Origin of the sequence: Thermodesulfobium narugense DSM 14796 (genome assembly GCF_000212395.1) — a bacterium.
GTDB classification, from domain to species: domain Bacteria; phylum Thermodesulfobiota; class Thermodesulfobiia; order Thermodesulfobiales; family Thermodesulfobiaceae; genus Thermodesulfobium; species Thermodesulfobium narugense.
On the sequence record NC_015499.1, the window covers coordinates 1,872,340 to 1,898,865 of the forward strand.

32 protein-coding genes and 2 tRNA genes are annotated in these 26,526 nt (G+C 32.9%); 12 read left to right on the top strand and 22 right to left on the bottom strand.

Annotated features, from left to right (window positions below; all coding sequences use genetic code 11):
* The first annotated feature begins 36 nt into the window (after positions 1-36).
* On the top strand, positions 37-711 hold the full coding sequence (locus THENA_RS09755; protein WP_013757149.1) for a DUF4405 domain-containing protein: 675 nt from the start codon (positions 37-39) through the stop codon (positions 709-711).
* A 190-nt stretch (positions 712-901) separates the two neighbouring features.
* On the opposite strand, the gene THENA_RS09285 is transcribed toward THENA_RS09755, so the two are convergent.
* On the bottom strand, positions 902-2,011 hold the full coding sequence (locus THENA_RS09285; protein WP_041438061.1) for a Na+/H+ antiporter NhaC family protein: 1,110 nt from the start codon (positions 2,009-2,011) through the stop codon (positions 902-904).
* A 255-nt stretch (positions 2,012-2,266) separates the two neighbouring features.
* Here THENA_RS09285 and bioA point away from each other — a divergent pair, with 255 nt between their 5' ends.
* From bioA to THENA_RS09300, 3 genes are read left to right on the top strand one after another with little or no spacing between them, the layout of a single operon-like run.
* Complete coding sequence (gene bioA / locus THENA_RS09290) at positions 2,267-3,589, top strand: adenosylmethionine--8-amino-7-oxononanoate transaminase (protein WP_013757151.1); 1,323 nt, start codon at positions 2,267-2,269, stop codon at positions 3,587-3,589.
* Positions 3,586-4,152 carry a dethiobiotin synthase gene (gene bioD / locus THENA_RS09295; protein ID WP_013757152.1) on the top strand — a complete coding sequence of 189 codons (567 nt, stop codon included), beginning with the start codon at positions 3,586-3,588 and terminating at the stop codon, positions 4,150-4,152. Before bioA ends, bioD begins: the two co-directional genes overlap by 4 nt.
* 11 nt (positions 4,153-4,163) lie before the next feature.
* A complete protein-coding gene (locus THENA_RS09300; protein ID WP_013757153.1) occupies positions 4,164-4,787 on the top strand; it encodes a pyridoxamine 5'-phosphate oxidase family protein in 624 nt (207 codons plus the stop codon).
* Here the strand turns inward: THENA_RS09300 and THENA_RS09305 are convergent.
* The 10 genes from THENA_RS09305 to THENA_RS09350 are packed head-to-tail and all read right to left on the bottom strand — an operon-like array spanning position 4,778 to position 12,747.
* Positions 4,778-5,545 (bottom strand): methyltransferase domain-containing protein, encoded by a 768-nt coding sequence (locus tag THENA_RS09305; RefSeq protein ID WP_013757154.1) that lies wholly within the window; start codon positions 5,543-5,545, stop codon positions 4,778-4,780. The two genes, THENA_RS09300 and THENA_RS09305, sit on opposite strands and share 10 nt — an antisense overlap.
* Positions 5,542-5,691 (bottom strand): hypothetical protein, encoded by a 150-nt coding sequence (locus THENA_RS09310; protein WP_169309434.1) that lies wholly within the window; start codon positions 5,689-5,691, stop codon positions 5,542-5,544. The genes THENA_RS09305 and THENA_RS09310 overlap by 4 nt, the downstream gene beginning before the upstream one ends.
* A gap of 54 nt (positions 5,692-5,745) precedes the next feature.
* Positions 5,746-7,131, bottom strand: a complete 1,386-nt coding sequence (locus THENA_RS09315) for an ISNCY family transposase (protein WP_245523246.1) — start codon at positions 7,129-7,131, stop codon at positions 5,746-5,748.
* Positions 7,132-7,178: 47 nt separating this feature from the next.
* Positions 7,179-7,619 carry a hypothetical protein gene (locus tag THENA_RS09320; RefSeq protein ID WP_013757157.1) on the bottom strand — a complete coding sequence of 147 codons (441 nt, stop codon included), beginning with the start codon at positions 7,617-7,619 and terminating at the stop codon, positions 7,179-7,181.
* Positions 7,616-8,767 carry an aminotransferase class I/II-fold pyridoxal phosphate-dependent enzyme gene (locus tag THENA_RS09325; RefSeq protein WP_013757158.1) on the bottom strand — a complete coding sequence of 384 codons (1,152 nt, stop codon included), beginning with the start codon at positions 8,765-8,767 and terminating at the stop codon, positions 7,616-7,618. The genes THENA_RS09320 and THENA_RS09325 overlap by 4 nt, the downstream gene beginning before the upstream one ends.
* Positions 8,768-8,770: 3 nt before the next feature.
* Positions 8,771-9,229 (bottom strand): nucleoside-diphosphate kinase, encoded by a 459-nt coding sequence (gene ndk / locus THENA_RS09330; protein WP_013757159.1) that lies wholly within the window; start codon positions 9,227-9,229, stop codon positions 8,771-8,773.
* A gap of 44 nt (positions 9,230-9,273) precedes the next feature.
* Positions 9,274-10,173: a ParB/RepB/Spo0J family partition protein gene (locus THENA_RS09335; protein WP_013757160.1), complete on the bottom strand. Its 900-nt coding sequence runs from the start codon at positions 10,171-10,173 to the stop codon at positions 9,274-9,276.
* Positions 10,166-10,918, bottom strand: coding sequence for a ParA family protein (locus THENA_RS09340; protein ID WP_013757161.1), 753 nt, complete (start codon positions 10,916-10,918; stop codon positions 10,166-10,168). The genes THENA_RS09335 and THENA_RS09340 overlap by 8 nt, the downstream gene beginning before the upstream one ends.
* A complete protein-coding gene (locus THENA_RS09345) occupies positions 10,915-11,865 on the bottom strand; it encodes a hypothetical protein (RefSeq protein WP_013757162.1) in 951 nt (316 codons plus the stop codon). Before THENA_RS09345 ends, THENA_RS09340 begins: the two co-directional genes overlap by 4 nt.
* A 57-nt stretch (positions 11,866-11,922) precedes the next feature.
* Positions 11,923-12,747: a universal stress protein gene (locus tag THENA_RS09350; RefSeq protein WP_013757163.1), complete on the bottom strand. Its 825-nt coding sequence runs from the start codon at positions 12,745-12,747 to the stop codon at positions 11,923-11,925.
* Between the two features lie 198 nt (positions 12,748-12,945).
* Between THENA_RS09350 and trpE the strand changes: the two genes are divergently transcribed.
* From trpE to THENA_RS09390, 8 genes are all read left to right on the top strand, one after another.
* The gene (gene trpE / locus THENA_RS09355) at positions 12,946-14,391 is read left to right on the top strand and encodes an anthranilate synthase component I (protein WP_013757164.1); all 1,446 of its coding nucleotides are present in this window, start codon (positions 12,946-12,948) and stop codon (positions 14,389-14,391) included.
* Positions 14,388-14,978 (top strand): anthranilate synthase component II, encoded by a 591-nt coding sequence (locus THENA_RS09360; protein ID WP_013757165.1) that lies wholly within the window; start codon positions 14,388-14,390, stop codon positions 14,976-14,978. The genes trpE and THENA_RS09360 overlap by 4 nt, the downstream gene beginning before the upstream one ends.
* Positions 14,979-14,987: 9 nt before the next feature.
* Positions 14,988-16,031 carry an anthranilate phosphoribosyltransferase gene (trpD, locus tag THENA_RS09365; RefSeq protein ID WP_218914881.1) on the top strand — a complete coding sequence of 348 codons (1,044 nt, stop codon included), beginning with the start codon at positions 14,988-14,990 and terminating at the stop codon, positions 16,029-16,031.
* Positions 16,028-16,822, top strand: coding sequence for an indole-3-glycerol phosphate synthase TrpC (locus tag THENA_RS09370; RefSeq protein WP_013757167.1), 795 nt, complete (start codon positions 16,028-16,030; stop codon positions 16,820-16,822). The genes trpD and THENA_RS09370 overlap by 4 nt, the downstream gene beginning before the upstream one ends.
* Positions 16,812-17,435, top strand: coding sequence for a phosphoribosylanthranilate isomerase (locus THENA_RS09375; protein ID WP_013757168.1), 624 nt, complete (start codon positions 16,812-16,814; stop codon positions 17,433-17,435). The genes THENA_RS09370 and THENA_RS09375 overlap by 11 nt, the downstream gene beginning before the upstream one ends.
* Positions 17,389-18,621 carry a tryptophan synthase subunit beta gene (trpB, locus tag THENA_RS09380; RefSeq protein WP_052296083.1) on the top strand — a complete coding sequence of 411 codons (1,233 nt, stop codon included), beginning with the start codon at positions 17,389-17,391 and terminating at the stop codon, positions 18,619-18,621. The genes THENA_RS09375 and trpB overlap by 47 nt, the downstream gene beginning before the upstream one ends.
* Complete coding sequence (gene trpA / locus THENA_RS09385) at positions 18,608-19,366, top strand: tryptophan synthase subunit alpha (protein ID WP_013757170.1); 759 nt, start codon at positions 18,608-18,610, stop codon at positions 19,364-19,366. Before trpB ends, trpA begins: the two co-directional genes overlap by 14 nt.
* A gap of 194 nt (positions 19,367-19,560) precedes the next feature.
* Entirely contained in the window at positions 19,561-21,399 is a 1,839-nt protein-coding gene (locus THENA_RS09390; protein WP_013757171.1) for a chloride channel protein, read from the top strand.
* A gap of 9 nt (positions 21,400-21,408) precedes the next feature.
* Here THENA_RS09390 and THENA_RS09395 read toward each other — a convergent pair whose 3' ends face one another.
* The 11 genes from THENA_RS09395 to rpmH form a co-directional block, all read right to left on the bottom strand.
* Complete coding sequence (locus THENA_RS09395) at positions 21,409-22,065, bottom strand: ATP-binding cassette domain-containing protein (RefSeq protein ID WP_013757172.1); 657 nt, start codon at positions 22,063-22,065, stop codon at positions 21,409-21,411.
* Positions 22,065-22,745 (bottom strand): molybdate ABC transporter permease subunit, encoded by a 681-nt coding sequence (gene modB, locus THENA_RS09400; protein ID WP_013757173.1) that lies wholly within the window; start codon positions 22,743-22,745, stop codon positions 22,065-22,067. Before modB ends, THENA_RS09395 begins: the two co-directional genes overlap by 1 nt.
* Before the next feature lie 16 nt (positions 22,746-22,761).
* Positions 22,762-23,553, bottom strand: coding sequence for a molybdate ABC transporter substrate-binding protein (gene modA, locus THENA_RS09405; RefSeq protein ID WP_013757174.1), 792 nt, complete (start codon positions 23,551-23,553; stop codon positions 22,762-22,764).
* A gap of 118 nt (positions 23,554-23,671) precedes the next feature.
* Positions 23,672-23,748 (bottom strand) — tRNA-Arg (locus tag THENA_RS09410).
* Positions 23,749-23,754: 6 nt separating this feature from the next.
* Positions 23,755-23,829: transfer RNA gene (locus THENA_RS09415), tRNA-His, on the bottom strand.
* Between the two features lie 42 nt (positions 23,830-23,871).
* Entirely contained in the window at positions 23,872-24,495 is a 624-nt protein-coding gene (locus THENA_RS09760; RefSeq protein WP_013757175.1) for a 16S rRNA (guanine(527)-N(7))-methyltransferase RsmG, read from the bottom strand.
* Complete coding sequence (gene jag, locus THENA_RS09425) at positions 24,482-25,120, bottom strand: RNA-binding cell elongation regulator Jag/EloR (protein ID WP_041438069.1); 639 nt, start codon at positions 25,118-25,120, stop codon at positions 24,482-24,484. The genes THENA_RS09760 and jag overlap by 14 nt, the downstream gene beginning before the upstream one ends.
* Complete coding sequence (locus tag THENA_RS09430; RefSeq protein WP_013757177.1) at positions 25,117-25,761, bottom strand: YidC/Oxa1 family membrane protein insertase; 645 nt, start codon at positions 25,759-25,761, stop codon at positions 25,117-25,119. The genes jag and THENA_RS09430 overlap by 4 nt, the downstream gene beginning before the upstream one ends.
* Positions 25,761-26,015: a membrane protein insertion efficiency factor YidD gene (yidD, locus tag THENA_RS09435; RefSeq protein WP_013757178.1), complete on the bottom strand. Its 255-nt coding sequence runs from the start codon at positions 26,013-26,015 to the stop codon at positions 25,761-25,763. Before yidD ends, THENA_RS09430 begins: the two co-directional genes overlap by 1 nt.
* The gene (gene rnpA, locus THENA_RS10280) at positions 26,000-26,287 is read right to left on the bottom strand and encodes a ribonuclease P protein component (protein ID WP_013757179.1); all 288 of its coding nucleotides are present in this window, start codon (positions 26,285-26,287) and stop codon (positions 26,000-26,002) included. The genes yidD and rnpA overlap by 16 nt, the downstream gene beginning before the upstream one ends.
* Before the next feature lie 34 nt (positions 26,288-26,321).
* Positions 26,322-26,465, bottom strand: a complete 144-nt coding sequence (rpmH, locus tag THENA_RS09445) for a 50S ribosomal protein L34 (RefSeq protein WP_013757180.1) — start codon at positions 26,463-26,465, stop codon at positions 26,322-26,324.
* Positions 26,466-26,526: the final 61 nt, after the last annotated feature.

A 26,526-nucleotide genomic window follows, 5' to 3' on the forward strand; every position in this document is an offset into this window, starting at 1 on the left:
GTACTTTATAAAAAAGTGTGAGTTCGGAGGTAAAAGATGTGCAATGTGTGCAGCAGAAGATCTTTTATTAAAAAACTTATTGGTAGCTTTGTTGCTTTCAAGTTGTTTTCAATTAGCTCAGATTCACTTGCGGATTCATCTAGCGAGGTGTGGGGTCAATGCCCAAAAGGGCTTCAATATGACCCATATCCTGGCAAATGCTCAAGATACATTGACACAAACAACGATGGCTACTGTGACTATTCAGAGCCACCTCCAAAATCTACATCCAATATAAATCCATCTTATTCACCCAATACAGACGAAAACTTTAAAAGCACACAACCATTGTTTGGTGACGACATAGCTGAAGCAGCAAACAGAGAAAGAAGACGCTCAATTATTGAAAGTTATAATACAGGAACACTGTCCATATTAGCAATTCTTTTTTCCTTAGTATCTAGCTTTTTAGTACAGAAGAAAATAATAAAAAAACAAACACTTCTAAAAATATGTAACTTTGTCTTAGCAATATCTTTTGTAATATCTGCAACTCTTGGAATGATCCTTTCACTTAAATACGATGGTCTTATAAGCCTTCTTTTACCGTCCTGGGTTTTGTTTTTGCACGTAGAATTTGGGATAGTCTTTTGTGTTTTTGCGATTCTACATTTAGTTCTAAATTGGAAATCAATGCTTTGCTTGTTTAATCTTAATGGTAAAAAAAATTAGTCTTACCCTCGCTCTTTCAAGGCAAGACTAATTATAGTTAGGGGGTGTACTTCACAGTATTTAGTTTTATATTGACTATATTTTTATTATAGACTCAATTACCATAAAACAATATTGTTTTTCCAAAAGGAATAATTATGAATATATTGAATTTATTAATGACAAATCAAATTAAAAAAAATTATTTTATTTAATCTTTTTGAGCAAAAAAGCTAAAAAGAAGATTTGTTATCGGTAAGATCCACAAAAGAAGTGCAAAGGGTATATAATATATTGGCTTAACCCCAAGTAAAATTGCGCATATTTGAGCCAGTAGATTCCAGGGAACAATTCCTGGAAAGACATGCGCGCTATCTGCAATAACTCTTGACAAAAGAGAGAGGCTAAACGACTTTTTCCATTCATTTCTTAATTGCTGTGCAGCAAGCATTATGGGCAAGGCTTGATTACAAAAAAGCATTGAGGATATGAGATTGAGAACTATGACTCTAAAAACTGACTGATTATAGCTTTTAGGGTTTATGATTCTCTTTATAAAGGAGTCTAGAAGTCTACTCTTCTGAAGCAGTGAATTAAATGCAGAAGAGATACAAACAAGTGCTACCAAGGGTAACATAGAAAAAATACCGTTTAAGTGATTGAATGGCCAAATGCTTATTCCATAAAAAATATATTGCATAAGATTAATGTTAAAACTTACACTACTTATAATGAGGGCAAATATAGATGAAAGAAGAAAAGAGAAAAAAAGTGGCACTTTCTTCATAAACAAAACAAGCAAGATTAAAATAGGAAGCAATTTAAAATAGGAAATTTTTGACAAATAATTAATATTTAAGTTAACTGAATTAATGGAAAGTTCAAAAAAAAGAGGCAAAACTAATGAATAAAAGATTAAAATTAAAATAACAGAAATTATCGTAGTAGGTAAAATTGCCATAAAGTGAGTTTTCACATCAACCCCCACACATATTGCAGTCAATCTAAGCGCAGAAGAAAAAACAGAAGTTCTATCCCCTAGCATTGCACCAGAAACTAGAGCACCTGCCACCAAATAAGATGGGTAGTGTACACTATTTGAAAGCGCCATAATTGGAGCAGAAAGAATACACAAAGCACCAGTAATGCTTCCAACAATCAAAGAAAGAATTGATGCAAATATAAACGAAAACAAAGCTAGATATCTTGGATTTAAGGTAGATATAAAAATATTTAGTATTTCGTTTAGAGTCCCAGACAGTGCGAATGAAGGAAGCATTATTCCAACACCTATAAGTATACCCACTACCTCTTTTACCATCAGTACCCCCTCTAATGAAACAAAAAGTAGTTGGATAAAGCCATTTTTTAAAGCTAAAAGGTAAACAAACAAAATACAATATGCAGGTATTAATCCTAAAAAGAGTGGTAAAGAAAAAAATATGCATGTGCCTATTCCAAAAAGGATGAACAAAACCAGGGTAAGTAAGACAAATTCTGATCTATAATTATTGAGTGTTTTAAACATATAAATATTATAAATCACTACAATAATTATGCTTTAGGAGGTATTTTGTTGATACAAATTTGGCATCCTTGTACACAGATGAAAGACCACGAAAAATATCCATTAATAAAGATAAAAAACGCAAAGGGGGTGTATCTTTACGACTTTGAAGGTAATTCTTACATTGACGGAATATCCTCCTGGTGGGTAAACCTCTTTGGACATTCCAATGAAAGATTAAACAGAGCTATTTCTAATCAGATTGCTTCACTTGAGCAAGTAATTTTTGCCGGCTTTACACACGAACGAGCTTTAGAACTAGCAAAGCTTCTTTCAGAAGTTGTGCCGGACAATCTTTCTAGAATGTTTTTTGCAGAAATTGGTTCAAGTGCAGTAGAAATTTCACTTAAGATGAGCTTTCACTACTTTCAAAACATAGGTCAAAGAAAAAGAAAAAAATTTGTATCATTAAAAAATGGTTATCACGGCGAAACTATAGGCGCGCTTTCTGTTAGCGGTGAAGATTTATACAAAAAGGCTTATAAAAATATTTTGCCAAAAAATATTGTTTCCCCTTCTCCAGATTGTTATAGGTGTAAATTCGGATATTCAAGAGAGACCTGCAATACAGAATGCTTTTCAGATATCGAAAAAATATTGATGTCAAACAGCGAAAAGATATGCGCTGTAATAGTTGAGCCTCTAGTACAATTTGCAGGCGGTTTCAAAATTTATCCCGCTGAATACTTGGTAAAATTAAGAAATCTTACCTCAGAACTTGGAATTCATTTAATCCTTGACGAAATTGCAACTGGCTTTGGAAGAACAGGTAAGATGTTTGCGTGTGAATGGGCAAATGTTAAACCGGATTTTATGTGCCTTTCAAAAGGAATAACAAGCGGCTATCTACCTCTTTCAGTAGTGCTTACAACCGAAGAAGTTTATAAAGCTTTTTATGATGATTATATAACTCTTAAAGCCTTCCTACACAGTCACAGCTATAATGGCAATGCCATATCCTCTGCTGTAGCTGTTGAAACCTTAAAAATATTTAAAGAAGAGAATGTCCTAGAGAAAAACAAAGAAAAGTACAAATATATGAGAAGCCTTATAGAAGATAAATTTTGTGAATTAAGTCATGTAGGAGAAATTAGACATATTGGATTTATTAGCGCTGTTGAAATTGTAGAAAATAAAAAAACAAAAAAGCCCTTTAATTGGAAAAGAAGAATTGGATTTAATATCTACAGAGAAGCGCTTAAGAGAGGCGCCTTACTTAGAAACTTAGGAGATATAATTTACTTTCTTCCACCATATATAATAGAGCCGCATCAAATTGAAGCCTTGGTTGAGGCGGCACACCAATCATATTTGGAGGTATTAAATAGATGATTTTTTTTATAAGCGCTACAGATACTGGAGTAGGCAAAACTTATTTTTCCTATCTCCTAGCAAAAAAATTTTTAAGTGAGGGAAAGAAAACAAAATATATTAAACTAGTTCAAACTGGTTACCCCGAAGATGATGACAGTGCCTTTGTGTCAAAATCAAAAGCTGAAGCAAAAACATTGTATTTTGGAAAAGAACCCCTAGCTCCATATTTCATCTTTAAAAATTTTCCAGTAGATGAAGCAATATCTCGACTCAAAAGCGAGGAAGTTGATTATACAATTGTAGAAGGCTCTGGCGGCTTACTAGTGCCTTTAGACAAAAATAACTTTATAGTTGATATACCAAAAAGAATGAACCTAAGAACTATTGTAGTTGTGCCAAACAAACTTGGATGTATAAACCAAACGTTACTAAACTTATATTATTGTGAAAAAGAAGGCATAAATTTATATGGTTTTGCGCTAAACGACTTTTTTATGACAACATTTGACAATTTTGATGTTTTAGAAAAACTTACTCGCAAAATCAAGTATAGATTTAAAGATGACATAATAACAATATAAATGGGAAAAAGATGAGAAGAAAGGAATTTTTAATCTCAGACTCTGTAGAAATACACAATTTATTAAATAAAATAGAATATGGGGTTTTGTCTTTAGTTGATTTGAACAATAAGCCGTATTCAGTAGCTTTAAGCTTCCTTTATTCTGAAAATAATATTTTCTTTCATAGTGCAACAAAAGGGAAAAAGGTTGATATCATAAGGAAAAATCCACTAGGTTGTTTTTTAGCAGTAAAACCCTATTCTTTTTTGCCGTCTTATTTTAAAAATGAAAAAAAAGCATGCTTTGCAGGTCAATTATATGCCTCAATTTATTTAGAGGGCGAAATAAATGAAATAGAAAATAGTCTCAAAAAATGTGAGTATCTAAATCTCTTAATGAAAAAGTATCAGCCCGAAGGACGCTTTGACCCTATTACTATAGAAGATATAAAATACTTAAAGGTCATAGAAAATGTATTGTTATTTAAGCTAAAAGTTTCTTTTATCAGCGCTAAATTTAAGTTTGATCAACACAGAAGCTATTTAGATAACAAAAATCTAATTGAAAAATTAAAAACAAGAGGTACAAAAATCGACTTAGAAACTGTAAAAATGATAGAAAAGTTTTCGTTAAACAATTCTGATCATTTATAAAAACCAGCAATAAGATAACTGTAAGTTGTGTATATTCTATCTTTAGTCTTAAAATTTTTTTCATAAAAATCACAAAATTTTTTAAATTTTTCTTTAGGGCAAAGTGAATTAAAATTTGTAAATCTTGCACCAGAAGCCTTATGAAATCTTAGAAATTCAATCGGATTTTGAAAGTATAGCTTTTTGGTGCAAACGTATTTATAAATCAAATTTAAATCTTTGAAAATATCTAGGTAAAACCTTTCATCTTTAAGTTTCAATGTAGAACCAAAACCAGAAAAAATGCTTGTTAGTTGCATTTCTTTAAAAGTGGGTTCAATAAAAACTCCAAAATGTATCTGACCCATATCTTTCAAAAGATATATAAACTTTTTCAAAGTTTTTTCAGGGTAAAGAAGCCACTGTATAGAGGAAGAAGATAAAATCAAGTCAAATTGTTTCCCAGAGAAGTCGTAATTTTCTACATCATCAGTTATAAAATCAAAGCCATTTCGATTCTTAAGTTTGCTTTTCAGTCTATTTAAGGCTTTATCTGAAATATCAATACATGTGTAATTATTGAAGCCAATAGTTACACATTGAGTCAAATGTCCTGTTCCAGCGCCAACTTCTAAAACGCTCTCAAAATATTCTGATCCAATATTTAGCGAGATTAAATGTGCTATCTCCTTTTGTATAGGAGTATGGCTTTCATAAAGAATAGCTCTATCAAATGAATTCTTGGTAAAATTTTTTATAGATTGCATTTTCTGGATCATATATTTTCAAAAATAATCTTTTCTAAAATTTTCTCTTCAACGTAGTGATTTGAATATATCTTAATAAGTCCTCCAGAAATCTTTTTGTGAACGTCCATAAAGGCCTTAAGGGGCAAGATTTTATCATTTGTTAAAGCTATAGTCAATATATTTTTCTTATGGGTGTCAAGGGACACTGATTTTGTCACTACAAAAGTAAATTAATGAGACACTGATTTTGTCACCCCTCTTTTATCAAATAATGATGAATTGTCATTGCTATTTGAATTTGAATTAGAACTTGAATTAGAATTTGAATTAGGTCTTTTAAACTTGTTGATAACCATATGACGCCAGGGGTGGTCTGCAGCAGGTATATAAGGTTTTTTGGTTGAAGTGTTTTTAGAGCCATTCTTTACTTTTTCTTTAGGTGGTATGAGTAATTCTTGTAGTAAGTAATATTTATCAGCGTATAATGCGCTGAATGATCCATCTAGATGAGTTAGAACTTTTACTGTACTTTTAGGAGTTAAAGGTATTACCTTGCCATTAGAATCTACTAATTGATAGATATGACCCAGGTAAGATATATAAGAGCCGTGAGATGCCTTGCGTTCTTGATGCCATGACAGAATCTCTTCTAGTTTGTCTAATGAAGGGCAAGGGCTATAAGTTAACTTGGGGTTATCTGGAACAACAGCGAACCTTTGATTAAACCTTTTAATAAAGTCTGGTAGAAATTCATTTGCTGCTTCAATAGTAGATATACCTGCCATACGCAGTTCAATTGTTAGTCTCTTTTGTAATGTGCCCCAAAGACGTTCAATACGTCCTTTGGCCTGTGGAGAACGAGCGGGTATATGTCTAATCCCTAATTCTGAAATAGCTCTGCCAAACTGAGTTAAGGGAACAGTTTGCCCAGATAATTCTTCTGAAATTGATAACTTATCCTCTTTAGGTGAAAAGAAAATGGTATGACGATCACTGTATATGCTTTTAGGTATTCCAAAGTTCTGTGCTACTTGTTGAATAAGTTTTAAGTAACCAAAAAGACATTCATGAAGTTCAAAATGTAATCCCTGAACCTTACTAGTAGCATCATCAATAGAACCGTGCAAAGAAAGCATTGGTCCTCTATCTTCAAGCCATTCAAAAGGACTGGCGTCTATTTGAGAAAGTAGACCTTCCTGAGGTAAACGTTTACGTGACCTCTTAAGCTTAGATGACCTGTGCGTATGACTTAATGGAATATTATTTTTCTTTAAGATACGATTTACTGTCTTGGATGAAACATCTATGTTATAAAACTCTTCAAGTATTTCAGCTATTTGCTGACAACTGGCATTGTGAAGACTATCCTGAGCTAATTTAACAATCCTTTCTCTAGTTTCTTTAGGTATTCTCTGTTTTGATTCTCTGCCTCTATTTTTGTGAACCAGACCAGTAACGCCTTCTGTTTTCACCCTCTCCTTCAAACGAATAATTTGACGTTTACTTAAGCCTAAAACTTCAGCTGCCTGTCTATTAGTGATATTGCCTTCAATTGCTTGTTCAATTACAAAAACTCTGCGTGATTCCTTAACACTCAAAAATATCTCTCCCATCATAGTGACATTATTACTGTCTTCTTAAGGGGTGACAATATCACTGTCCGTTAACATATATTTTTCTTATGGGGGTATTCTTTAAAACTGTTTCTCTCTTTAAGAAATATTAAACCATCTTTAAGAGAACTGCTTATTTTTGTTTTTATATCCATTTTAATGCCTATTCTAGTCCAAAAGTCGCTAATACACCTTTTTTTATTTTCTTCAAAAGCTCGAATCATAAGATTTACAATTCTTTCATTAACGTAATCAGTAAAATTCAAAAAGGGCGCTATGAGAATTATTTTTTTTGCATTTAATTTATCAATATCTCTTAAGATTAAGTTCGCTCCCAAAGACCACCCTACAATCATATCCTCTTCGCGCTTTATCTCATCTAAGTACCAATCCAAAAAATTATAATCTTGAAAAGGAACAATGAATTTAGACCTTTTAGATATTTCAGGATATATTTCGCTAAAACCGCTCCAACCAGATAAAAATATCAAATTTTGCCTGCCAGTGAAGTAAATGCTTGCTTTATAAGTTTAACTTCATCTAAGTTTAGATCGGATCTGAGAGAAATTCTAAGTCTTGCAAAATTTGTTGGTACAGTTGGCTCTCTTATCGCTGCTACAAACAAGCCCATATCAAACAACATTTCTTGGGCTCTCAAAGTCTTCTCGCTATCGCCCAAAACTATAGGAATAATTTGGGAAGACGAGTTTAGTGTTTCAAAACCCAAAGATTTTAAATAATTTCTAACATCATCAGATATCTGAAGAAGCACTGCCCCACAAGATGGGTTTTCTCTGATAAATTTTAATGCCGCAAGATTGGCAGCTATAACAGATGGGGGGAGAGCAGTAGTATATATGAGAGATCTTGCAAAATTAATAAGATATTCTATAGTAACTTTATCCCCAGATAAGTATCCACCTAAACTTCCAAGCGCCTTTGAAAAGGTTCCTACATTAAGATGAACGTCATTCTCCAAAGAATATTCATGTGCCAAACCTCTTCCATTCCCAAATATTCCAGTAGCATGTGCTTCATCTAAAATCAGGAAAGCATCGTATTCTTTTGAAAGCTTAACCAAATTAACTAAATCACATTTGTCTCCGTCCATACTAAATACGCTTTCTGTAACAATTACTTTCTGATTATTTGAACTCTTTAGCATTTTCTCCAGGTGATCTAAATCATTATGTTTAAACCTGTGAAACCTTGCTCCTATAAGAATAGCACCATCTATCAAGCTTGCATGGCAAAGTCTATCCATAAAGATGTCACAATTCTTTGCGATGGATAAAGCCGCAAGATTTGCGCAATATCCGCTGTTTAACACTAAAGAGTTTTGTTTATTTTTAAAATCAGAGATCTCTCTTTCAAGTTCATCATATAAAATGTTGTTACCTGTGATAAGCCTTGAAGAAGAGGCCCCTGTACCAAACCTTTTTATCCCTTCAATTGACATATTTTTTATTACTTTGTTATTTGTTAAGCCCAAATAGTTATTAGACGCAAGATTAAGAAGTTTTTTGCCATCTATAGTTATATATTTTTCGGCGCCATTTGAAATAGATCTTATAGATCTAAAGTTAAAGTTCGACCTTAGATCAAAGAGTTTGTTTTCAAGAACCTTTAAAAACTCCATATGTCATTCTAAATTTTCATATATGTCTTTATCAATTACCCTTTCATAGTCTAACACTTCATCCTCTTCGAAGAAGATCTTGATTTCTCTCTCAGCTGAATATACTGAGTCAGAACCGTGTATCACATTTCTGCCCAAATCCATCGCAAAATCTCCTCTTATTGTGCCTGGAGCAGCATCTCGAGGATTTGTTGTTCCCATCATAGTTCTTACCACAGTAACCGCATCTTTTCCTTCTAACACTATAGCTACTATTGGACCAGAAGTAATAAAAGAAACAAGGTTGTCAAAAAATGGCTTTTTCTTATGCTCTGCGTAGTGTTCCATCGCCTTTTCTTTAGAAAGCTGCATAAGTTTAAGACCAACTATCTTTAATCCCTTATCCTCAAATCTTGAAAGTATCTTGCTTGTAAGCTGCCTCTTTACGGCGTCAGGCTTAATTAATACTAAAGTTCTTTCCAAATATTTTTCCTCCTTAAGAAATTAAATTTTAAAATTATTACAAGTTAATCCTCGAGCCCATAAATACTAAAAATCTTTTCGACAAGACTGTCGAGCTCCTCCTTCGAGTAAAACTCGATGACAAAACGTCCAACATTACCGGAGAATGATATATGAACTGGAGTTTTAAGTTTTTTTGAGATTTCAATTTCAATAAACTTAAGCTCTTCATCTTGTTTCACCTCTTTTTGGCTTTTTAAAGGCCTAGACTTGCTTTTAATGCTTTTAGATAAACCCTTAATGCTATCTTTATTTGAAATAAATTCTAGTTTTAACTCTTCGGCAACTTTTACCGGTATGCCATCCTTAACAATTCTTCTTGCAAAGTTTAATATTTCTATCTCATCCTTCAACGAAAGCAGCACCCTTCCGTGAGCAGGACTTAAAGTATTGTTCTCTATATATTTTATTACTTCATCAGGCAGTTGAAGAAGTCTAATTGTATTGGTAACATATGATCTTGATTTCCCAACTGAATTCGCTATCTCTTCATGAGTCATAGAAAACTTATCTTGAAGTTCAACATATGCCCGAGCTTCGTCAATTGCAGAAAGATTTTCTCTTTGCAAGTTTTCAACTAAAGCAAGTATAGCCATTTGCTCATCGGTTACTTCTTTAACTATTGCAGGTATCTCTGAGATCCCTATCCTTTCACAGGCCTTAACCCTTCTTTCGCCAGATATTAGCTCATAGAGTTGTCCCTTTTCTCTTACTACTATTGGCTGAAGCACTCCGTGTTCTTTTATTGATTCAGATAGTTTCAAAATACTCTCTTCATCAAAACCTTTTCTTGGCTGATATGGATTTGGAAGTATCTTTTCAAGCGAAATAAGTTTTAAAATTTTATCAGATTTATCGTCTCCCAACAGGGCATCAAGACCTCTACCCATACCTCTTTTAGACATTTTTTTCTATCTCCTGTAAAAGTTCTCTAAAAGCATTGCTAACTACTGACCTGGGGTCAAAAGTTATCATTGGTTTGCCAAAACTTTGCGATTCTACTACTCTCACACTTCTTGGAATAATCGTTTTAAAAACTTTATTTTTAAAGTGTAATCTTAAATCGTTTAGCACTTCATTTGAAACAACTAACCTTTGCATAAACATATTAACTATAATACCTAACAAATTTAATTCAGGATTAAGTCTGGATTTAATTCTCTCATAAGTATTAATTATCATGCTAAGACCTTCCAGGGCATAAAATTCAGCCTGCATTGTGATAATTAAATCCCTTGCTGCAGCAAGCCCGTTAATGGTCAATATGCCCAAAGATGGCGGTGTATCAATAATTATTACGTCAAAATTGCTGTAATTTTCTAATTTTTTTCTCAATTTTAAGTTCCTATCAGTATCATCTACCAGTTCAATTTCTGCTCCAGCAAGATCTGGGTGTGAACAAATTATCTTAAGATTCTCAATGTCCGTATCAATTGGTTCAACAAATTCCTTTGTAACCAAAAGTTCATATGTTGAAGATGATAAACTTCTTTTATCAATCCCCAAACCCGTAGTGGCATTGCCTTGAGGATCTAGGTCTATTATAAGGGTGTTTTTGTTTATTTCAGCATAGGAAGCAGCTAAATTTATCGCACATGTAGTCTTTCCTACTCCACCCTTTTGATTTGCAAATACTATAATCCTTTTCAACGCTTCACTCTGCAAAGTCCAGATGTAGGAATAATATTAATGCCCTTTTTTTCTATCTCATCTAGTATAAAGTTCATTCCGATTGAATCTGATGGCATATGACCCGCAATAACAACGTTTATGCCAAACTTTTTTGCCTCTTCAAGATGATCTTCTTTCATGTGCATGCCAACTATAGTTCCAATACCAGCAATTGATAACTTTTCATAAGCATTTTTGCTTCCTGAAGTTCCACCAGTCATATCTACCCAAATCTTTCCACAACGACTTTTCTCTGAACCATTTACTATTTTTGGCCCAAAATTATGTGCTTGAGCATCTTGATATTCTGGAATCTCAAGCAAGATGTCTACAATTTCGCCAACAGTTTCAGGCTTCTTTTCCGCAAAAAGTTCAGTTAGAAATTTTGTAACAATGTTATCAGCTGGTGTATGAATGTTCATAAAGGCAAAACCCAAAAGTTTTGCTGCATCTACAGCTCTATTATGATTAGCCGGATGAACAGAACGAGAAACTTCAGCAATTCTGTTTCCCATAAGATTTTCAGCCAGGTTTATTGGTATGCCTTGTGAAAAAAGTATGTCTTCTTGTATGTGCATAACTCCCTCCAAACCTGGCAAAGATTTACCTTCAGGATGATGAGCAAGTATTAGGTCTATTCTTTCTCCTTTTTCTCTTAGTCTATCAGCTAAAACAATTTCAGGAACTTCCATATCAATTCCAACAAGAATGCCCTTTATTATCTGATCTTCTTTCCCGTTGAGGATTCGGCTGTCAGAGTATGGATTTTCTAAAAGCTCTTTGTCAAACCTTGCCTTTTTCTTTTCGCTTAATTCTTCATAATCCTTTTTTACCTTTTCAAGATATCTAAAAACTTCTTCTTTTCCCCTAGGATCGGCTTCAATGCCCATATTAATAGCCAACTTATAAATCTCACCTAGTTTCATAATCAACCTCCAAAATGTTTCTCAAGAAACATTTTTATAATAAAACAAAAAATGATATTAATCAAACAATATAGGAACCCTTGTGTGAAGCAATAGATGCTCAGCTACGCTCCCTAAAAGAAGCCCTTCAAAAAAGCCTAACCCTCTTGTACTCATAACAATCATAGAAATGTTTTCTTTTTCAATAATAGACTCAATCAGTTTAGAAGGATTGCCCTCTAAAACTAGATATCTAGCATTTATATTATTTTTTACCAGTTCTAAGGTAAGTCTTTCTATAGCTTCATTTGCTGTGGAAGCCTCTTTTATCATAAGCTCTGGATCAGATGGCTTTAGAACATGAAGCAAAAGAGTCTCTTTTATAGCTGAAGATATCCCTTTTAAAAATTCAAAGGCTTTCATTGAATTTTTGGAAAAGTCAGTGGGGAATAGTACTTTGTTAAACCTATTTTTTGGCAATATGAAACCGTTATCAGTTTTATAAAACCTCTCCACATAAATGGGTCTTTTTATAGTTCTTATAAAATTAAACAAATTGCTTCCGACAAATATATCCTTAAAAAATCCCTCTCCATGCTCTGAAGCAAAAAATAAATTTGCATTTATTTCTTCACAATAATCTCTAATCTGTTCTACAACATTTCCAATAAGAATTTCTAAAAAAACGTTAACTCCTTCTGAAAGATAGTTTTTTATATATAAGCTAAAGTGATCAGAAGCAATTTTAACAATCTCTTTATTCACTTCAAGGGCATCCGGGCTTACAACGTGAACAAGATGAATTTCACGAATACCAAATCTTTTAAAATCGTTAACAGCATTAAAAAGCTTTGAAGATTGTTCTGAAAAATCAAGAGCAACCACTACCCTTTCGATCTTCACTTTTCACCTCCATATATTTAATAGAATTTATTTTAAATTATAAATAAACATTATTAATTTTCGTAAATTGAAAAAATAAAAAATTACCTCAACTCGCTTATTGACACAATACAATTTTTTGCTATCATAAAGAAAGCTAATTAATTAAAGTTATTTAGCTTAGACGAGGCAATTTAGAAGAGAGGAGAAGAGAGATGTATGTCAAAACTACTCGTTAGGTCCTATTGTGCCGATTCGCAAACTCCAATAAGTTTGTATGAAAAGTTAAAGAATCTGCCTTACTCTTTCTTGCTGGAGAGTAAAACTTTCAACAAGCTCTCAAGATATTCATTTTTAGGGACTTTTCCAAGATTCATAATTTCTACGGATACAAAATCCACAAGAATTATAGCAGATATGGACCTTGAAAATATTGGAATCAGAAACACCAATACTACGGATTCTTTTATAGACGTTTTAAAAAATATTTTTAGAAAGCTACCTAAAGTTGACACAATATGCCCTTTTAGTTCTGGGATAGTAGGCTATATTGGCTATGAATGTGTAAGATTTTACGAAAAATCTTTAAGATTTGATAAACCTGCGATATTCCCTGATGCAATGCTCTTTTTTCCTGGCTTAATAATTGCATTTGATCACTTTACCGATACTATCTACCTTATGAGTCATGCTCTTTATAAGTCAGACGAAAAGAGGGCAGAATTTTTTATTAACGAGGGAGAAAAATTTATTCAGTCAACAAATAATCTAAATTCAACAAGCAAAAACCTCCTATCTAATCAGAATCTTATATATGACGAAGTTAAAGATAATAACAGCATAATAAATCACATAAAAAGAATAGACTTTGAAAATGCAGTTAAAAAGGTTAAAGAATATATAAGAAATGGCGATACCTTTCAAACGGTTCTTTCTCAAAGGCTCTCTTCTAATTTTTTTGGTGATCCCTATGAATTTTATAGAAACTTAAGAAGATTAAATCCATCTCCATATTTATTTCACATAAAATTAAACGATATAGTAATATCCGGTTCATCTCCAGAAACCTTTCTTACATTAAGAGATGGAAAGCTCTTTTCAAGACCTATAGCAGGAACTAGAAAAAGAGGAAAGGACCCTCTTGAAGACAAAAGGCTTGCGAAAGAACTCTTATCTGATCCCAAGGAATGTGCAGAACACGTTATGTTAGTAGACCTAGCAAGAAACGACCTTGGCAGAGTATGCGTTCCATCATCTGTAAAAGTTGAGGATTTTATGAAGGTTGAAAACTACTCCCACGTGATGCATATCGTTAGCGAAGTTACAGGAATTTTAGACAAAAGTGTAAACCCTTTAGAAGCATTTTTTGCTTCATTCCCAGCAGGAACTGTATCTGGCGCTCCAAAAATTAGAGCAATAGAAATAATAGATTCCATAGAAACTGAAAGAAGAGGACCATATGCTGGAGCAGTTGGATATTTTGATATAAGTTCAAATTTTGATACTTGTATAGCAATAAGAACAGCATTTTTTAAAGACAATAAAATTTATTTACAAGCAGGTGCAGGTATAGTAGCAGACTCGGACCCATCTAGTGAATATCTCGAAACAATTCACAAAGCAAAGGCTCTTTTATCTATTGTTAACAGGGGAAACAAACTATGAGAGAGAAACTTTTGATTGTTGATAACTTTGATTCCTTTACATACAATCTGGTTCAAGGATTTGCAAAGATTAGAAGAACAAAAAAAGATATGCTAATATTAAGAGACAATGAACCATTTGAAAAAATTCTTGAATTCAATCCAGACAGATTGGTAATATCACCCGGACCAGGACATCCAAAGGATTGCAATCTTTCTTCAAGGGCATTTGAATATGCAGTTAAAACAAAAAAACCACTTTTAGGAGTTTGTCTTGGTCACCAACTGATTGGATACCTTTCTGGGGCTAAAGTTATTAAAGCAAACAACCTAATGCACGGAAAAACCAGCATGATTAATTTTGTAAGCGATCCTATTTTTTCAGGTTTAAAAAAACCATTTCAAGCAATGAGATATCATTCGCTGTGCTTAGATGAAAAAAGCTTTCCAAAAGAACTTGCAATAATCGCAAAAAGTTCTGATGATAACATTATAATGGCACTAAAGCACAAAGAGTTGCCTATTTATGGGCTTCAGTTTCACCCAGAATCAATTATGACCACAGTTGGTCAAAAAATTCTCAAAAATTTTCTAAATTTAAAAGCATAAAAACAATTAATGAATAAAGATGAGAGGAGAGAGATAGAGGTGGTAAAGAGTATTTTAAACAAGATTTTAAACAACAAGCATCTTTCAGAAGAAGAGGCAAAAGATCTTATGGACAATATAATGGATGCAAGATTTACACAAAGTCAAATTGGTGCAATTCTTGTTGGACTTAGGATGAAAAGAGAAACTCCAGAAGAGTTAACTGGATTTGTAAAATCAATGAGAGAACACGCAAAAAAAATCAAAACCAGACATCCAATTGTTGTCGATACTTGTGGAACTGGAGGCGATGGCCTCAAAACCTTCAATATTTCTACTGCGAGTGCTTTTGTAGTTGCAGGAGCAGGAATTCCCGTAGCAAAGCATGGCAACAGGAGCGTCTCCAGCTCTTCTGGTTCTGCAGACGTTTTAGAAAGATTAGGCTTCAATATAAATCTTAGCTCTCAAGCAATTGAAGACTGTCTCAATCATATAGGAATAGCCTTTTTGTTCGCTCCATTGCTTCATCCTTCAATGAAAAATGTAGCTTTAACAAGAAGAGAACTAGGCATTAGGACATTCTTCAATATTTTAGGACCCCTTACCAATCCAGCAGGAGTAGACAATCAAGTAATAGGAGTATTTGACAAATCAATAATGCCAACACTAGCTGAGGTAATAAAAAATCTTAATCCAAGACATATTTATCTAGTCCACGGTGCAGGAGGAATGGATGAGCTATCACTTGAAGGTCCTAATTATGTAATAGAAATTAAGGGAAACGAGTCAAGAGAATTCTTTTTAGATCCTGAACAATACAACTTTCAAAAAGTTCCATCATCAGAATTTGTAGTAGAAAACTCTGAAGAAAGTGCAAGAAAAATAATGAGAGTTCTAAGAGGAGAAAAAAGTTTTGACAAGGATATAGTAGTCTTAAATGCTGCTATAGCAATAATGGCCTCAGACTACACCTCAGATTTCAAAGAAGCAATTATGATGGCAAAGGATTCAATTGACTCAAAATTAGCTCTGTCAAAATTTGAAACTCTTAAAACTTATACAAATGCGCTATGAATATCTTGGAAGAAATTTCAAAAAGAGAGACAGAAGAGTTTAATCAAAGAAGAGAATTTTTAAATGTGTTTAAAAAATACGGAAGAATATACCCTATTGTTTCCTTTTCTGACGCCTTAAAACCAATAAGCATTATAGGAGAATTCAAGCCGGCCTCACCCGTAAAGGGAATCTTTATTAAAAATCCTAAAAAAGAAATTAGAAATTTTATTGATATCTACGAAAAGATTGGCTGCAAAGCCATTTCAGTTTTAACAAACAAAAGGGATTTTAATGGAGATCCATTATACATCTCTTACATAAAAGCATTTTGCAACCTGCCTATCCTATACAAAAATTTCATTCTTTTAGAAGATCAAATAGAAGAGGCTTTTTTGCTAGGTGCTGATTGTGTACTACTTATAGCTTCTATTCTAAAACCAAAAAGATTAAAGTCTTTATATGCTTTTGCTAACAATCTTGGCCTTGATTCCTTAATAGAAATTCACGACGAAGAAGAGTTAAATGTGGTTTTAGAATTAAAACCAAAAATAATTGGAATTAATAACAGAAACCTAAAAACTTTTGAAGTCGATATCAACAATACTTTTAGGCTATCAAAAAATATACCCGGTGAAATCAAAATAGTTTCAGAATCAGGAATAAAGTCCTCAGAAGAAATTGATAAACTTTTTAACTGCGGTATTTCAGGAGTTCTTATAGGAGAAGCAATGGTAAAACTAGCCAATAAACCCGGTGATCTAAAGCTTAAAAATTTTTTAAAAAATAGTAACGTTCAAAATGCTTGTTAAAATCTGTGGTATTAAAAGTCTCGATGATGCAATTATATCAAGTTCGTTTTATCCAGATTATCTAGGTTTAATATTTTGCGATAGCCCTAGAAAAATAAATATAGCAACGGCCAAAAAAATAGTCAATAGCTTAAATAATAAAAAGTTTATAGGCGTCTTTCAAAACAATCCCATAGAAGAAGTATTAGAAATTGCAAAGATTTGTAACCTATTCGGAATTCAACTTCACGGAGAAGAAGACCCAAATGATATAGAAATTATCAAAGAAAACAAATTTTTAGCAATAAAGGCATTTAGAATAGAAAGTAGTCTTCCTGAAAATCTTTCAGAATATAAGCCTGATTATTTTTTGTTTGACAAAGTAAAAGGGGTTAAAAATCTAAACACTGATGCCTTGAAGAGTTACAACTTAAATGTTTTGTTCTTTATCGCTGGTGGACTCAGTAGCGAAAACGTCATAGAAACAATACAAAAGATCTCAAACCCCAAGTTTTGTGGAATTGATCTAGCATCCGGTGTTGAAAGAGAAAATAAAAAGGACCCTATTCTTTTAAACAATTTCTTTAATGTGCTTAAAAAACAAAATTTTTTTGGAGGTCAAAAAGTTGAATAAAACCTTAAATGGAAATTTTGGCAAATTTGGAGGTGCTTTTGTTCCTGAAACTCTTATATACGCGCTAGATGAACTAGAAAATTATTACAACAAAATAAGAGGAGATAGAGATTTCTTTAGAGAATTTAACAACTTATTAACAGAATATGCAGGAAGGCCTACCCCACTAACATATGCCCCTAATTTTTCCAAAAGATTTGAAATAAATACATATCTAAAAAGAGAAGATTTACTTCACACGGGCGCTCATAAACTCAATAATTGTCTTGGGCAGGGCTTGATTGCTAAGGGGTTAAACAAAAAAAGAATTATTGCAGAAACTGGAGCAGGTCAACACGGTGTGGCCACAGCTACAGTTTGTGCATTTTTGAAGATACCCTGTGAAATATATATGGGCTCTATTGACTATGAAAGACAGAAGTTAAACGTATTCAGAATGCAACTTCTTGGCGCAAGGGTAAACAAAGTTGAGAGCGGATCAAAAACTCTAAAGGATGCAATGAACGAGGCCTTAAGAGATTGGGTAACAAACATCAACACCACACACTATATGATTGGATCAGCCGCTGGTCCTCATCCTTTTCCGACAATAGTAAGAGATTTTCAAAGAGTAATCGGTGAAGAGGCAAGATCTCAAATTTTCAAAAGTACAGGAACTCTCCCAGACGCAATCTTTGCCTGTGTAGGTGGAGGCAGCAATTCTATAGGTCTATTCAAAGCTTTTATCCAAGATGAAAGCGTTAAAATTTTTGGCGCAGAAGCTGCGGGCAAAGGGATAGAAACAGGTCTACATTCAGCCACCCTCTCAGCAGGTAGACCAGGAGTGTTACACGGTTCTCTTAGTTATCTCTTACAGAATTCTGACGGACAAGTAGAAGAAGCTCATTCTATTGCTCCTGGACTAGATTACCCGGGAGTTGGTCCAGAGCACTCATATCTGAAAGAATCAAAAAGAGCTATATATGAAGGAATAACCGATGATGAAGCTCTGGAAGCTCTTGAAATTCTTGCAAAAGAAGAGGGAATAATTTGTGCTCTTGAGAGCGCACACGCTGTAGCTTTAGCCATAAAGAAGGTAAAGGAATTAGGAAAGGGTAGCACAATTATTATAAGTCTATCGGGCAGAGGAGATAAAGATATGCAAACAATTATGAATAGTCTGGAGGCAAAAAATGAGCAAAATTAAAGAAATTTTAAAAGAAAAGAAAACTTTGATTCCTTTTTTGCCTGCTGGTTATCCATCACTAAATGCCACTAAACAGTTTGTTAAAGTGTTAGTAGAGTGTGGGATAAAAGCAATTGAAATTGGAATTCCTTTTTCAGATCCAGTTGCGGACGGCCCTACTATTACAAACAGTTATTCTTATGCTATTAAAAATAGAATAAAGAGCGAAGACGTTTATCTATTGTCAGAAGAGTTAAAAGATGAATACAAAATTTCAATTATTCCAATGCTTTATTACAATCTTATATATAATAAGGGTGAAGAAAATTTCGCAAAAAGGATTTCTACCTTTGCAGATGCAGTAATAGTGCCAGATTTACCCTTTAGAGAATCTCATAGGCTAAGGCCCCATCTTGAAAAATTTAATATCTCTTATATTCCTTTTGCAACACCAAATATAAGAGAAGAGGATATAAGAATTATCTCAAAGTATACAAATGCATTTATATATGCAGTTACAGTTTTTGGCATTACAGGTGCAAGATCCAATTACAGTAAAGATACATATAAGTATTTAGAGCGAGTAAAAAAAATTAGTTCAAACTTTGTAGCCGCTGGATTTGGCGTCAGTTCAAAAGAGCAATTTGAAAGGCTGCCAACTGATGCAGTAATTATAGGAAGTGCCTTAGTTAAGCAAATTGATCCTAACAACCTTGAAAAAAGCAAAGAAAATATTAAAAAGCTAATAAATAGCATAATTAATTAAATTGTTTCTTGAGAAACATTACATATTTATTTAATTCTTATGTGAAAAAGAGTTGAGAGAAAAGAGATGAAAATTTTAAAATTAAAATGAATTTAAAAAGGTTTTTTTTATAAAATAAAATAAAATTCTTATATATTGAATATCGTAAATCTTAGTATAATACTTGAAAAGAACAAATAAAATTTGGAGGAGAATTGATAGGCAAAAATTTTGAAAACAACTTAACTATTCTTCTTCAGAATCTTAATAACCTACCATTTGTAGACAAAGTAAGAACAAAAGAAGCAAGAAGATATCTCTATGTCCCAGTATTAATAGGAATCGTAGTAGGGATTTTTGCTGTAATATTCTTACTCGCTCTTCATTATACATCTTTTGTTTTTCTAAGACTACTAGTTGGTTATTATCCTCCAGCAGTTACAGGAGAAGGCGGCAATCCTGACTTATATCATATTATTATAGCAAGACCTTACTTATTCCCGATAAGCGTTGGGCTTGGAGGTCTAATATCTGGATTATTAATATACAAATTTGCCCCTGAAGCAAGTGGAGCTGGAACTAATGCAGCAATAAAAGCTTATCACTTCGAAAAAGCAATAATTGATATAAAAACAACATTTATAAAGCTTATAGCCTCAACTATAACTATAGGCGCTGGGGGAACATCCGGAAGAGAGGGACCAATGTCTCTAATTGGTGCAGGGTTAGGGTCTTTTATAGCACAGAAATTAAATTTAAGCGAGAGAGAAAGAAGAATAGCTCTTGCGGCAGGCTTGGGGGCTGGACTTGGTGCTGTATTTAGAGCACCCCTAGCTGGAGCAATAGTGGGGGCAGAAGTCTTTTATAAAAAGGACTTCGAAATACAATCCATGCTAAGTTGCTTTATTGCAGCGATAATTGCCTATACCTGTGTAGGACTTACCTTTGGGTTTGAACCATTATTTTATATTCACGTAGACGCAAACAAAAATTTTAAAATACTAGCGCTCCTTCAATATATAATACTTGGTTTTGCTTGTATGTTAGTTGCAAAATCTATAATGAAATCATTTTACTATTCTAAGAGGCTTGCAAATATGTTGCCAGTACCAAAATACATGATCCAACCAATAGGTGGGTTTGTTACAGGCTCAATTGGGATTATTAGTCCTGTTGTTATTAGTAGTGGTTATGGTTGGATTCAACTTATTACAGAGAAAAGACTCGACATCATAACACCTCAATTTACAATTGTTGGAATTATTGCGATGATTTTTGCGTTGGGCTTTACTTTGGGATTTAATAGTCCTGGAGGTGTATTTGGTCCATCTCTTGTTTCAGGTGGACTTACAGGATTTGCTGTCAGCAACCTTTTATCAAATATTATCCCAAACAATAATCTTGACACCACATCATTTACTATTGTAGGAATGATGTCAGTTTATGCAGCAGTATCAAAAGCTCCTTTATCAACAATAGTTATGGTTGCAGAGATGAGCCACGGATATGATCTACTTATTCCCTCAATGATTTCTGTATTTATTGCCGATTTTTTCTCCGGGCACCAAAGTATATACAGTGCCCAAGTAGAAAGAAGGATCGATTCACCAGCATACCAAGATGAGTGCATATCTCACTACCTAACATACATTAAGATAAAAGAAGCAATGCAAAAGCCTCTTACAGCCAGCCCAGATTTAAAGATATCTGAAATTGAAGAAATTATGACAAAAAATATTTACACAGGCATTCCGATTACTGATAATGGTTTTTTAGTTGGAATGATAACCAAAACAGATTTGTGGAAGGCAAGAAATCTTGACAAAAATAAAGTACTTGCAAGAGATATAATGACAAAAAATTTAATAACGTTAACCCCAGACGATTCACTTTATGACTTTATGAAAATAATTGTCTCAAAGGGTATTGGGAGAGTTCCGATAGTCAAAGATAAAACGAGCAATGAATTAGTTGGTATAATTACCAGATCAGATATTGGAAGGATTATGAGAGAAGAAACAAGCGAAGATATTCTTTCTACAACAGGAGTATAGGCAAATCGATTAATGCTCAACAGAAGCTTCCTTTATTATTTTCCCAGAAGAAATATACAAAATTCTATCTCCAATTCTTTCAGCTTCTTCGTGATCGTGAGTTACAAGCAAAAAAGGAATTTTAAAGTCTTTTTGAAAGGATCTAAGCTCATTACCAAGTTTGACCCTGGTTTCATAGTCTAAAGCAGAAAGGGGCTCATCCAGAAGAATAAGATTTGGTTCAGTCATCAACGCTCTTGCTAGAGCTACCCTTTGCCTTTCTCCTCCAGAAATTTTTAAAGGGAATGAATTTTTCAAGTGCTTTATTTTAAATTTTTCCATTAATTCTTCGGCCTGTTTAATAATTTCCCTATCTTTAGGTTTTTTTGCTCCATAAATAATGTTGCTAAAAACGCTCATATGAGGAAAGAGAGCATAATCTTGAAACATCATACTAAATTTTCTTTCTTGAGGCCCAATAAAAACCTTTTTATTGGTATCATCAAAAACTTTATCTTTAAAATAAATATATCCCTTATCCATTCTTTTCAAACCAGCAATAATTTTAAGTGTTGTGGTCTTTCCACATCCAGATGGTCCAAAAAAGACCAATATTTCATTAAATACATCAAATCTTAAATTAATATCAAAGTTACACAATTTTTTAAAGATATTACAGCTTAGCATTATTTGTTTCCATCAGATTTATAAAGTAGTTTACTTTTTGACCATTTGTTAGATAAAAGTATTAAGAATAAATTAATTATACATATTATCAGAACATACACACTCGCACCTTTAATATCTCCGTTTTCGGTTGCAAAAAATATCTGAATAGGTATTGTATTAGTCTTGCCAGGAATATCACCTGCCACCATGATTGTAGCTCCGAATTCACCAAGTGCTCTTGCAAAAGCCAGAATAAAGCCTGACACTAACCCAGGTAAAGAAAGAGGCAAAGTAATAGTAAAAAAAATTTTCCAATTGCCCGCACCAAGGGTTTTTGCAGCATCTTTAAGATTTTCATCTACACCTTCAAAGGCAGATCTTGCACTTTTATACATTAAAGGGAATGCTACCAAAAAAGATGCAATAGAAGCAGCATAAATAGTAAAAATAATAGAGGTATTAAAAAATCTTTCTAAAAATATCCCAATAGGTCCATACTTACCTAATAAAACCAGTAGTATAAAACCTACTACAACAGGGGGAACCACTAAGGGTAAAATCAAAAAACCTTCTATTACATCTTTGCCATAAAAATCTACTTCTGACATAAATTTTGCCACCAAAATACCAAAAACAATCAAAAAAAATGATGCCATCCCTGCAGCCTCTAATGATAATACTATAGGCACGTAATCCATAATGCCTCACCAAAAGCTATTTTTGATGAAAAGGTAAGAAGCCGTATTCTTCAAATATTTCTTGTGCTTGTTTACTTAAAAGAAAGTTCATAAATTCCTTTGTTTCAGTCGGATATTTCGTTGAATTAATAACGCCAGCATAGTACAAAATAGGTTTGTGAATGGAATCTGGTACTGTATAGGCTATCATTACTCCCTTTGAAGTGGCAGCATCAGTTCTATAAACAAATCCAGCATCTACATTCCCTGTATTTACGTATTCTAAAACTTGAACAACATCCTTGCCATAAACAAATTTAGGCTTTAAATCATTAAAAATTCCTACTTTTTCAAGGCTTTCCTTTGCATAAACTCCTGCAGGAACACTAGGAATTGCTCCAATTGCTATTCTTTTTACATCTGGTTTTTTAAGATCTTCTAAACTTTTTATATTTAGTGGATTGCCTTTTGGTACAATAAGTACCAAAACATTTTTTGCAAAAACAACTGAATTAGATGGATCAATAAAACTTTCTGATTCCAGAGTCTGTAAATCTTGTTCTGAAACAGGCAAAAAAAGGTCCACCTTCGCACCTTGTTCAATTTGTTGTCTTAAAACACCAGAAGCACCGTAATTAACGCTAATTTTAATATTTGGATGTCCTTCTTCAAAACTATTGATAATTTTATTTAAAGAATTAGTAAGACTTGCAGCAGCAGAAATAGTAAGATTAATCTTTTTACTTTCACTAGAAGAACAACCGGATATAAATAGAAGCACTAAAACAAGAAAAAGAAAGCCAAATAAAGCAAGAAAAAACCTTTTCACGTTTTCCTCCTTTTCAAAAAATGTGAAGGCATGCTCGTTTCCAAACATACCCCGTGAGTTTAAAACTCAGGCTATCTGCCATGACAGAACGTTTTAGGCAAAATAGCTCGGAGACCCCTGGCGCGCCCGAAGGGATTTGAACCCCTGACCTTCGGATTCGAAGTCCGTCGCTCTATCCAACTGAGCTACGGGCGCAAAAAATGGGGTGGATGAGGGGACTCGAACCCCCAACAACTGCAGCCACAGTGCAGTGCTCTGCCTTTGAGCTACATCCACCACTTGGTTTTATTATATTTTAGAAACTCTATAACTGTCAAATCAAAATTTGACCAGCAAAAACTTTCTTGTCCCGAACCCTTCTGGCAAGGTATAATTAAATACTTCGTAATTAAATTTTTCTAAAATAGAGTTATCAAAAGTTTTCCCTATCCATAATCCGACAGTAAGATTATGTTGTTTTTTTAAAGTTAAAAACATTTTTTTCAAAGGAAAGGTTGCTCTTGAAATTACTCTCTCAGGAATTTCTTTTAAATTTTCAAGTCTCTCTTGAAAAACAATAGCATTTTTTATATCAAGTTCTAAAATTACGCCTTCAAGAAAGATAACTCTTTTATATTTCGGCTCCAATAATATCCACAAACTTTCAGGAAAGCAAATTGACAAAATTAAACCAGGAATTCCTGCTCCCGTTCCAATATCGAGAAACTCTTTTGTACTGAAAAAATCAGGACATAATACAGTCGGAAATAAAGAATCATATACATGTTTAAAGAAAAATTCTTCAACAGAATTAAACGAAACTAAGGAGTGTCTTTTGTTGTATAAAAAAAGCTTTTCTGAATATAGCGAAATTTCATCTAAATATTTAGTAAAATTAGACAAATATTTTTTAAACAATAAATTAAATTTCTGACCATCGAAAAATATATCATCTTTTATCATTATTGACTGGTTCAATTACTATGTGTCTACTTCTACCTGAGCCAACGCTATAAACGGCAAGATCGCTACGTTTTGAAAGATAGACGTGAATTACTTTTCTTTCATGTGCTGGCAGTGGTAAAAATTCAACTTTTCTCTTATATTTAATACATTTTTTTACAAGCTTGTCAGAAAGCTCGTATAAAAATGAGGTTCTGTCTTTCCAATAATTATTGATATCAAGATTAATTTGATAGTTATTAAAATTAATTTTTGCTATCCTATTTAGCAAAAACTCTATAGACTTTAAAATTAACCCGTGTCTACCTATAAGACAACCTAAATTTTCACCTCTTACATCTACATAAAAGGTGTTCTCATTAAGATTAAAATCTATAGAAAAATTACTGCTTGGAATTTCTTTTACTAAAGATTTTATTACCTTAGAAATCAATTCATCAATGGTGGGAGTGTATCTTAAAATTATCTTCGCCTCTTTTGAGCCTATACCTAATAAACCCTTTTTCGGCTGTTCTAAAACTTCATAGTCATATTTAAAATCCTCATCAATACCAAGTAGTTCAAGACCTTTTTTAATAGCTTCTTCTTGACTTTTAGCACTAACAAGTATTTCTTTAACCATCATGCATGTTTTCTCATTACTATAAATGATTGTATGATACCAATTATATTAGAAACGTTCCAATAAATTAATATTCCTGCAGGAAATTGAATAGATATAAAGCCCAAAAAAAGCGGCATTATTAAAAGCATCTGCCTTTGCATCCTATCAGCGGTATTTGTAGTAATCTTTTGTTGAATATAAGTCGTTATCATAAGTAAAGCAGGCAAAATATAAAATGGGTCCTTTTCAGTTATATCATTAATCCATAAAAAGTTAACTGCCGAATGCGTTTGTTCGATAATACTTTTTAATTCAGGGCTGAGTAAAAAATAATAAAAAGCAATAAGGATAGGCAATTGAATAAGCATAGGCAAACATCCACCAAAAGGATTTATCTTGTTGTTTTTATAAAAAGCTACCATTTCCGTTTGAAGTCTTTGTGGATCAGATTTATACTTCTCTTGAAGTTCTTTAATTTTGGGTTGAAGTTTTTGCATTTTTTTCATCTGATCAAGAGATATATGATTAAGAGGCCACAACAAAGCTCTAATTAAAAGGGTAATAAGGATAATAACCAAACCAAAATCATGCAAAAAACTTAATAAAGAATAAAAAATAGGATGAAAAACGTTAGTGTCAAACCAGCTAAAAAAGGAATTCACTATTTCATTTCTCCTCTCGAACTAATAGTTTTTTCTGGAACCGGATCATAACCACCTCGATTAAAAGGATGACATCTTAATATTCTTTTTGTTGCTAAAAAACTGCCTTTTAAGGGCCCAAACCTTGAAATAGCAATAATTGCATACTCAGAACAAGTAGGATAAAATATACAGCTTCTTCCCTTTAGAGGGGAGATAAATTTTTGATAAAATCTTATTAAAAAAATTAAGAAGTAGCCTACATACTTTTGCATAACTCTTCTAATTCTTTTAAAACCTCACTTTTGTTTTTTTTAGAGAAAGGCCTTTTTACTAAAAATATCATATCAAAAAAAACTTTTTTGTCAGCTTTATATATAAATTCTTTTATAAAAAAACCCTTAACGAATCTTTTCATATAATTTCTCATAACTGATCTTTTCGTAACCTTCTTAGATACAATAACACAAATCCTAAAATATTGAGAAGGCCGATAAAAAAGGGTGAAAAAAAGGCCTTCTCTTCTTTTAGAATTAAATATTTTCATTATTTCCTGTGAACTATTCAGTAAAACTTTTTTACTAAGCACTAACAGTAAGTTTATGTCTACCTTTCATTCTTCTCGCCTTAATAACCTTTCTACCTGCCTTAGTACTCATTCTGCTAAGAAAACCGTGTACTCTAAACTTTTTTCTAACTTTTGGTTGATAAGTTCTTTTTGACATAATTACCACCTCAAACCTATTTAGAATTTAGAATATTTACGATAACCTATCTATGATAAAA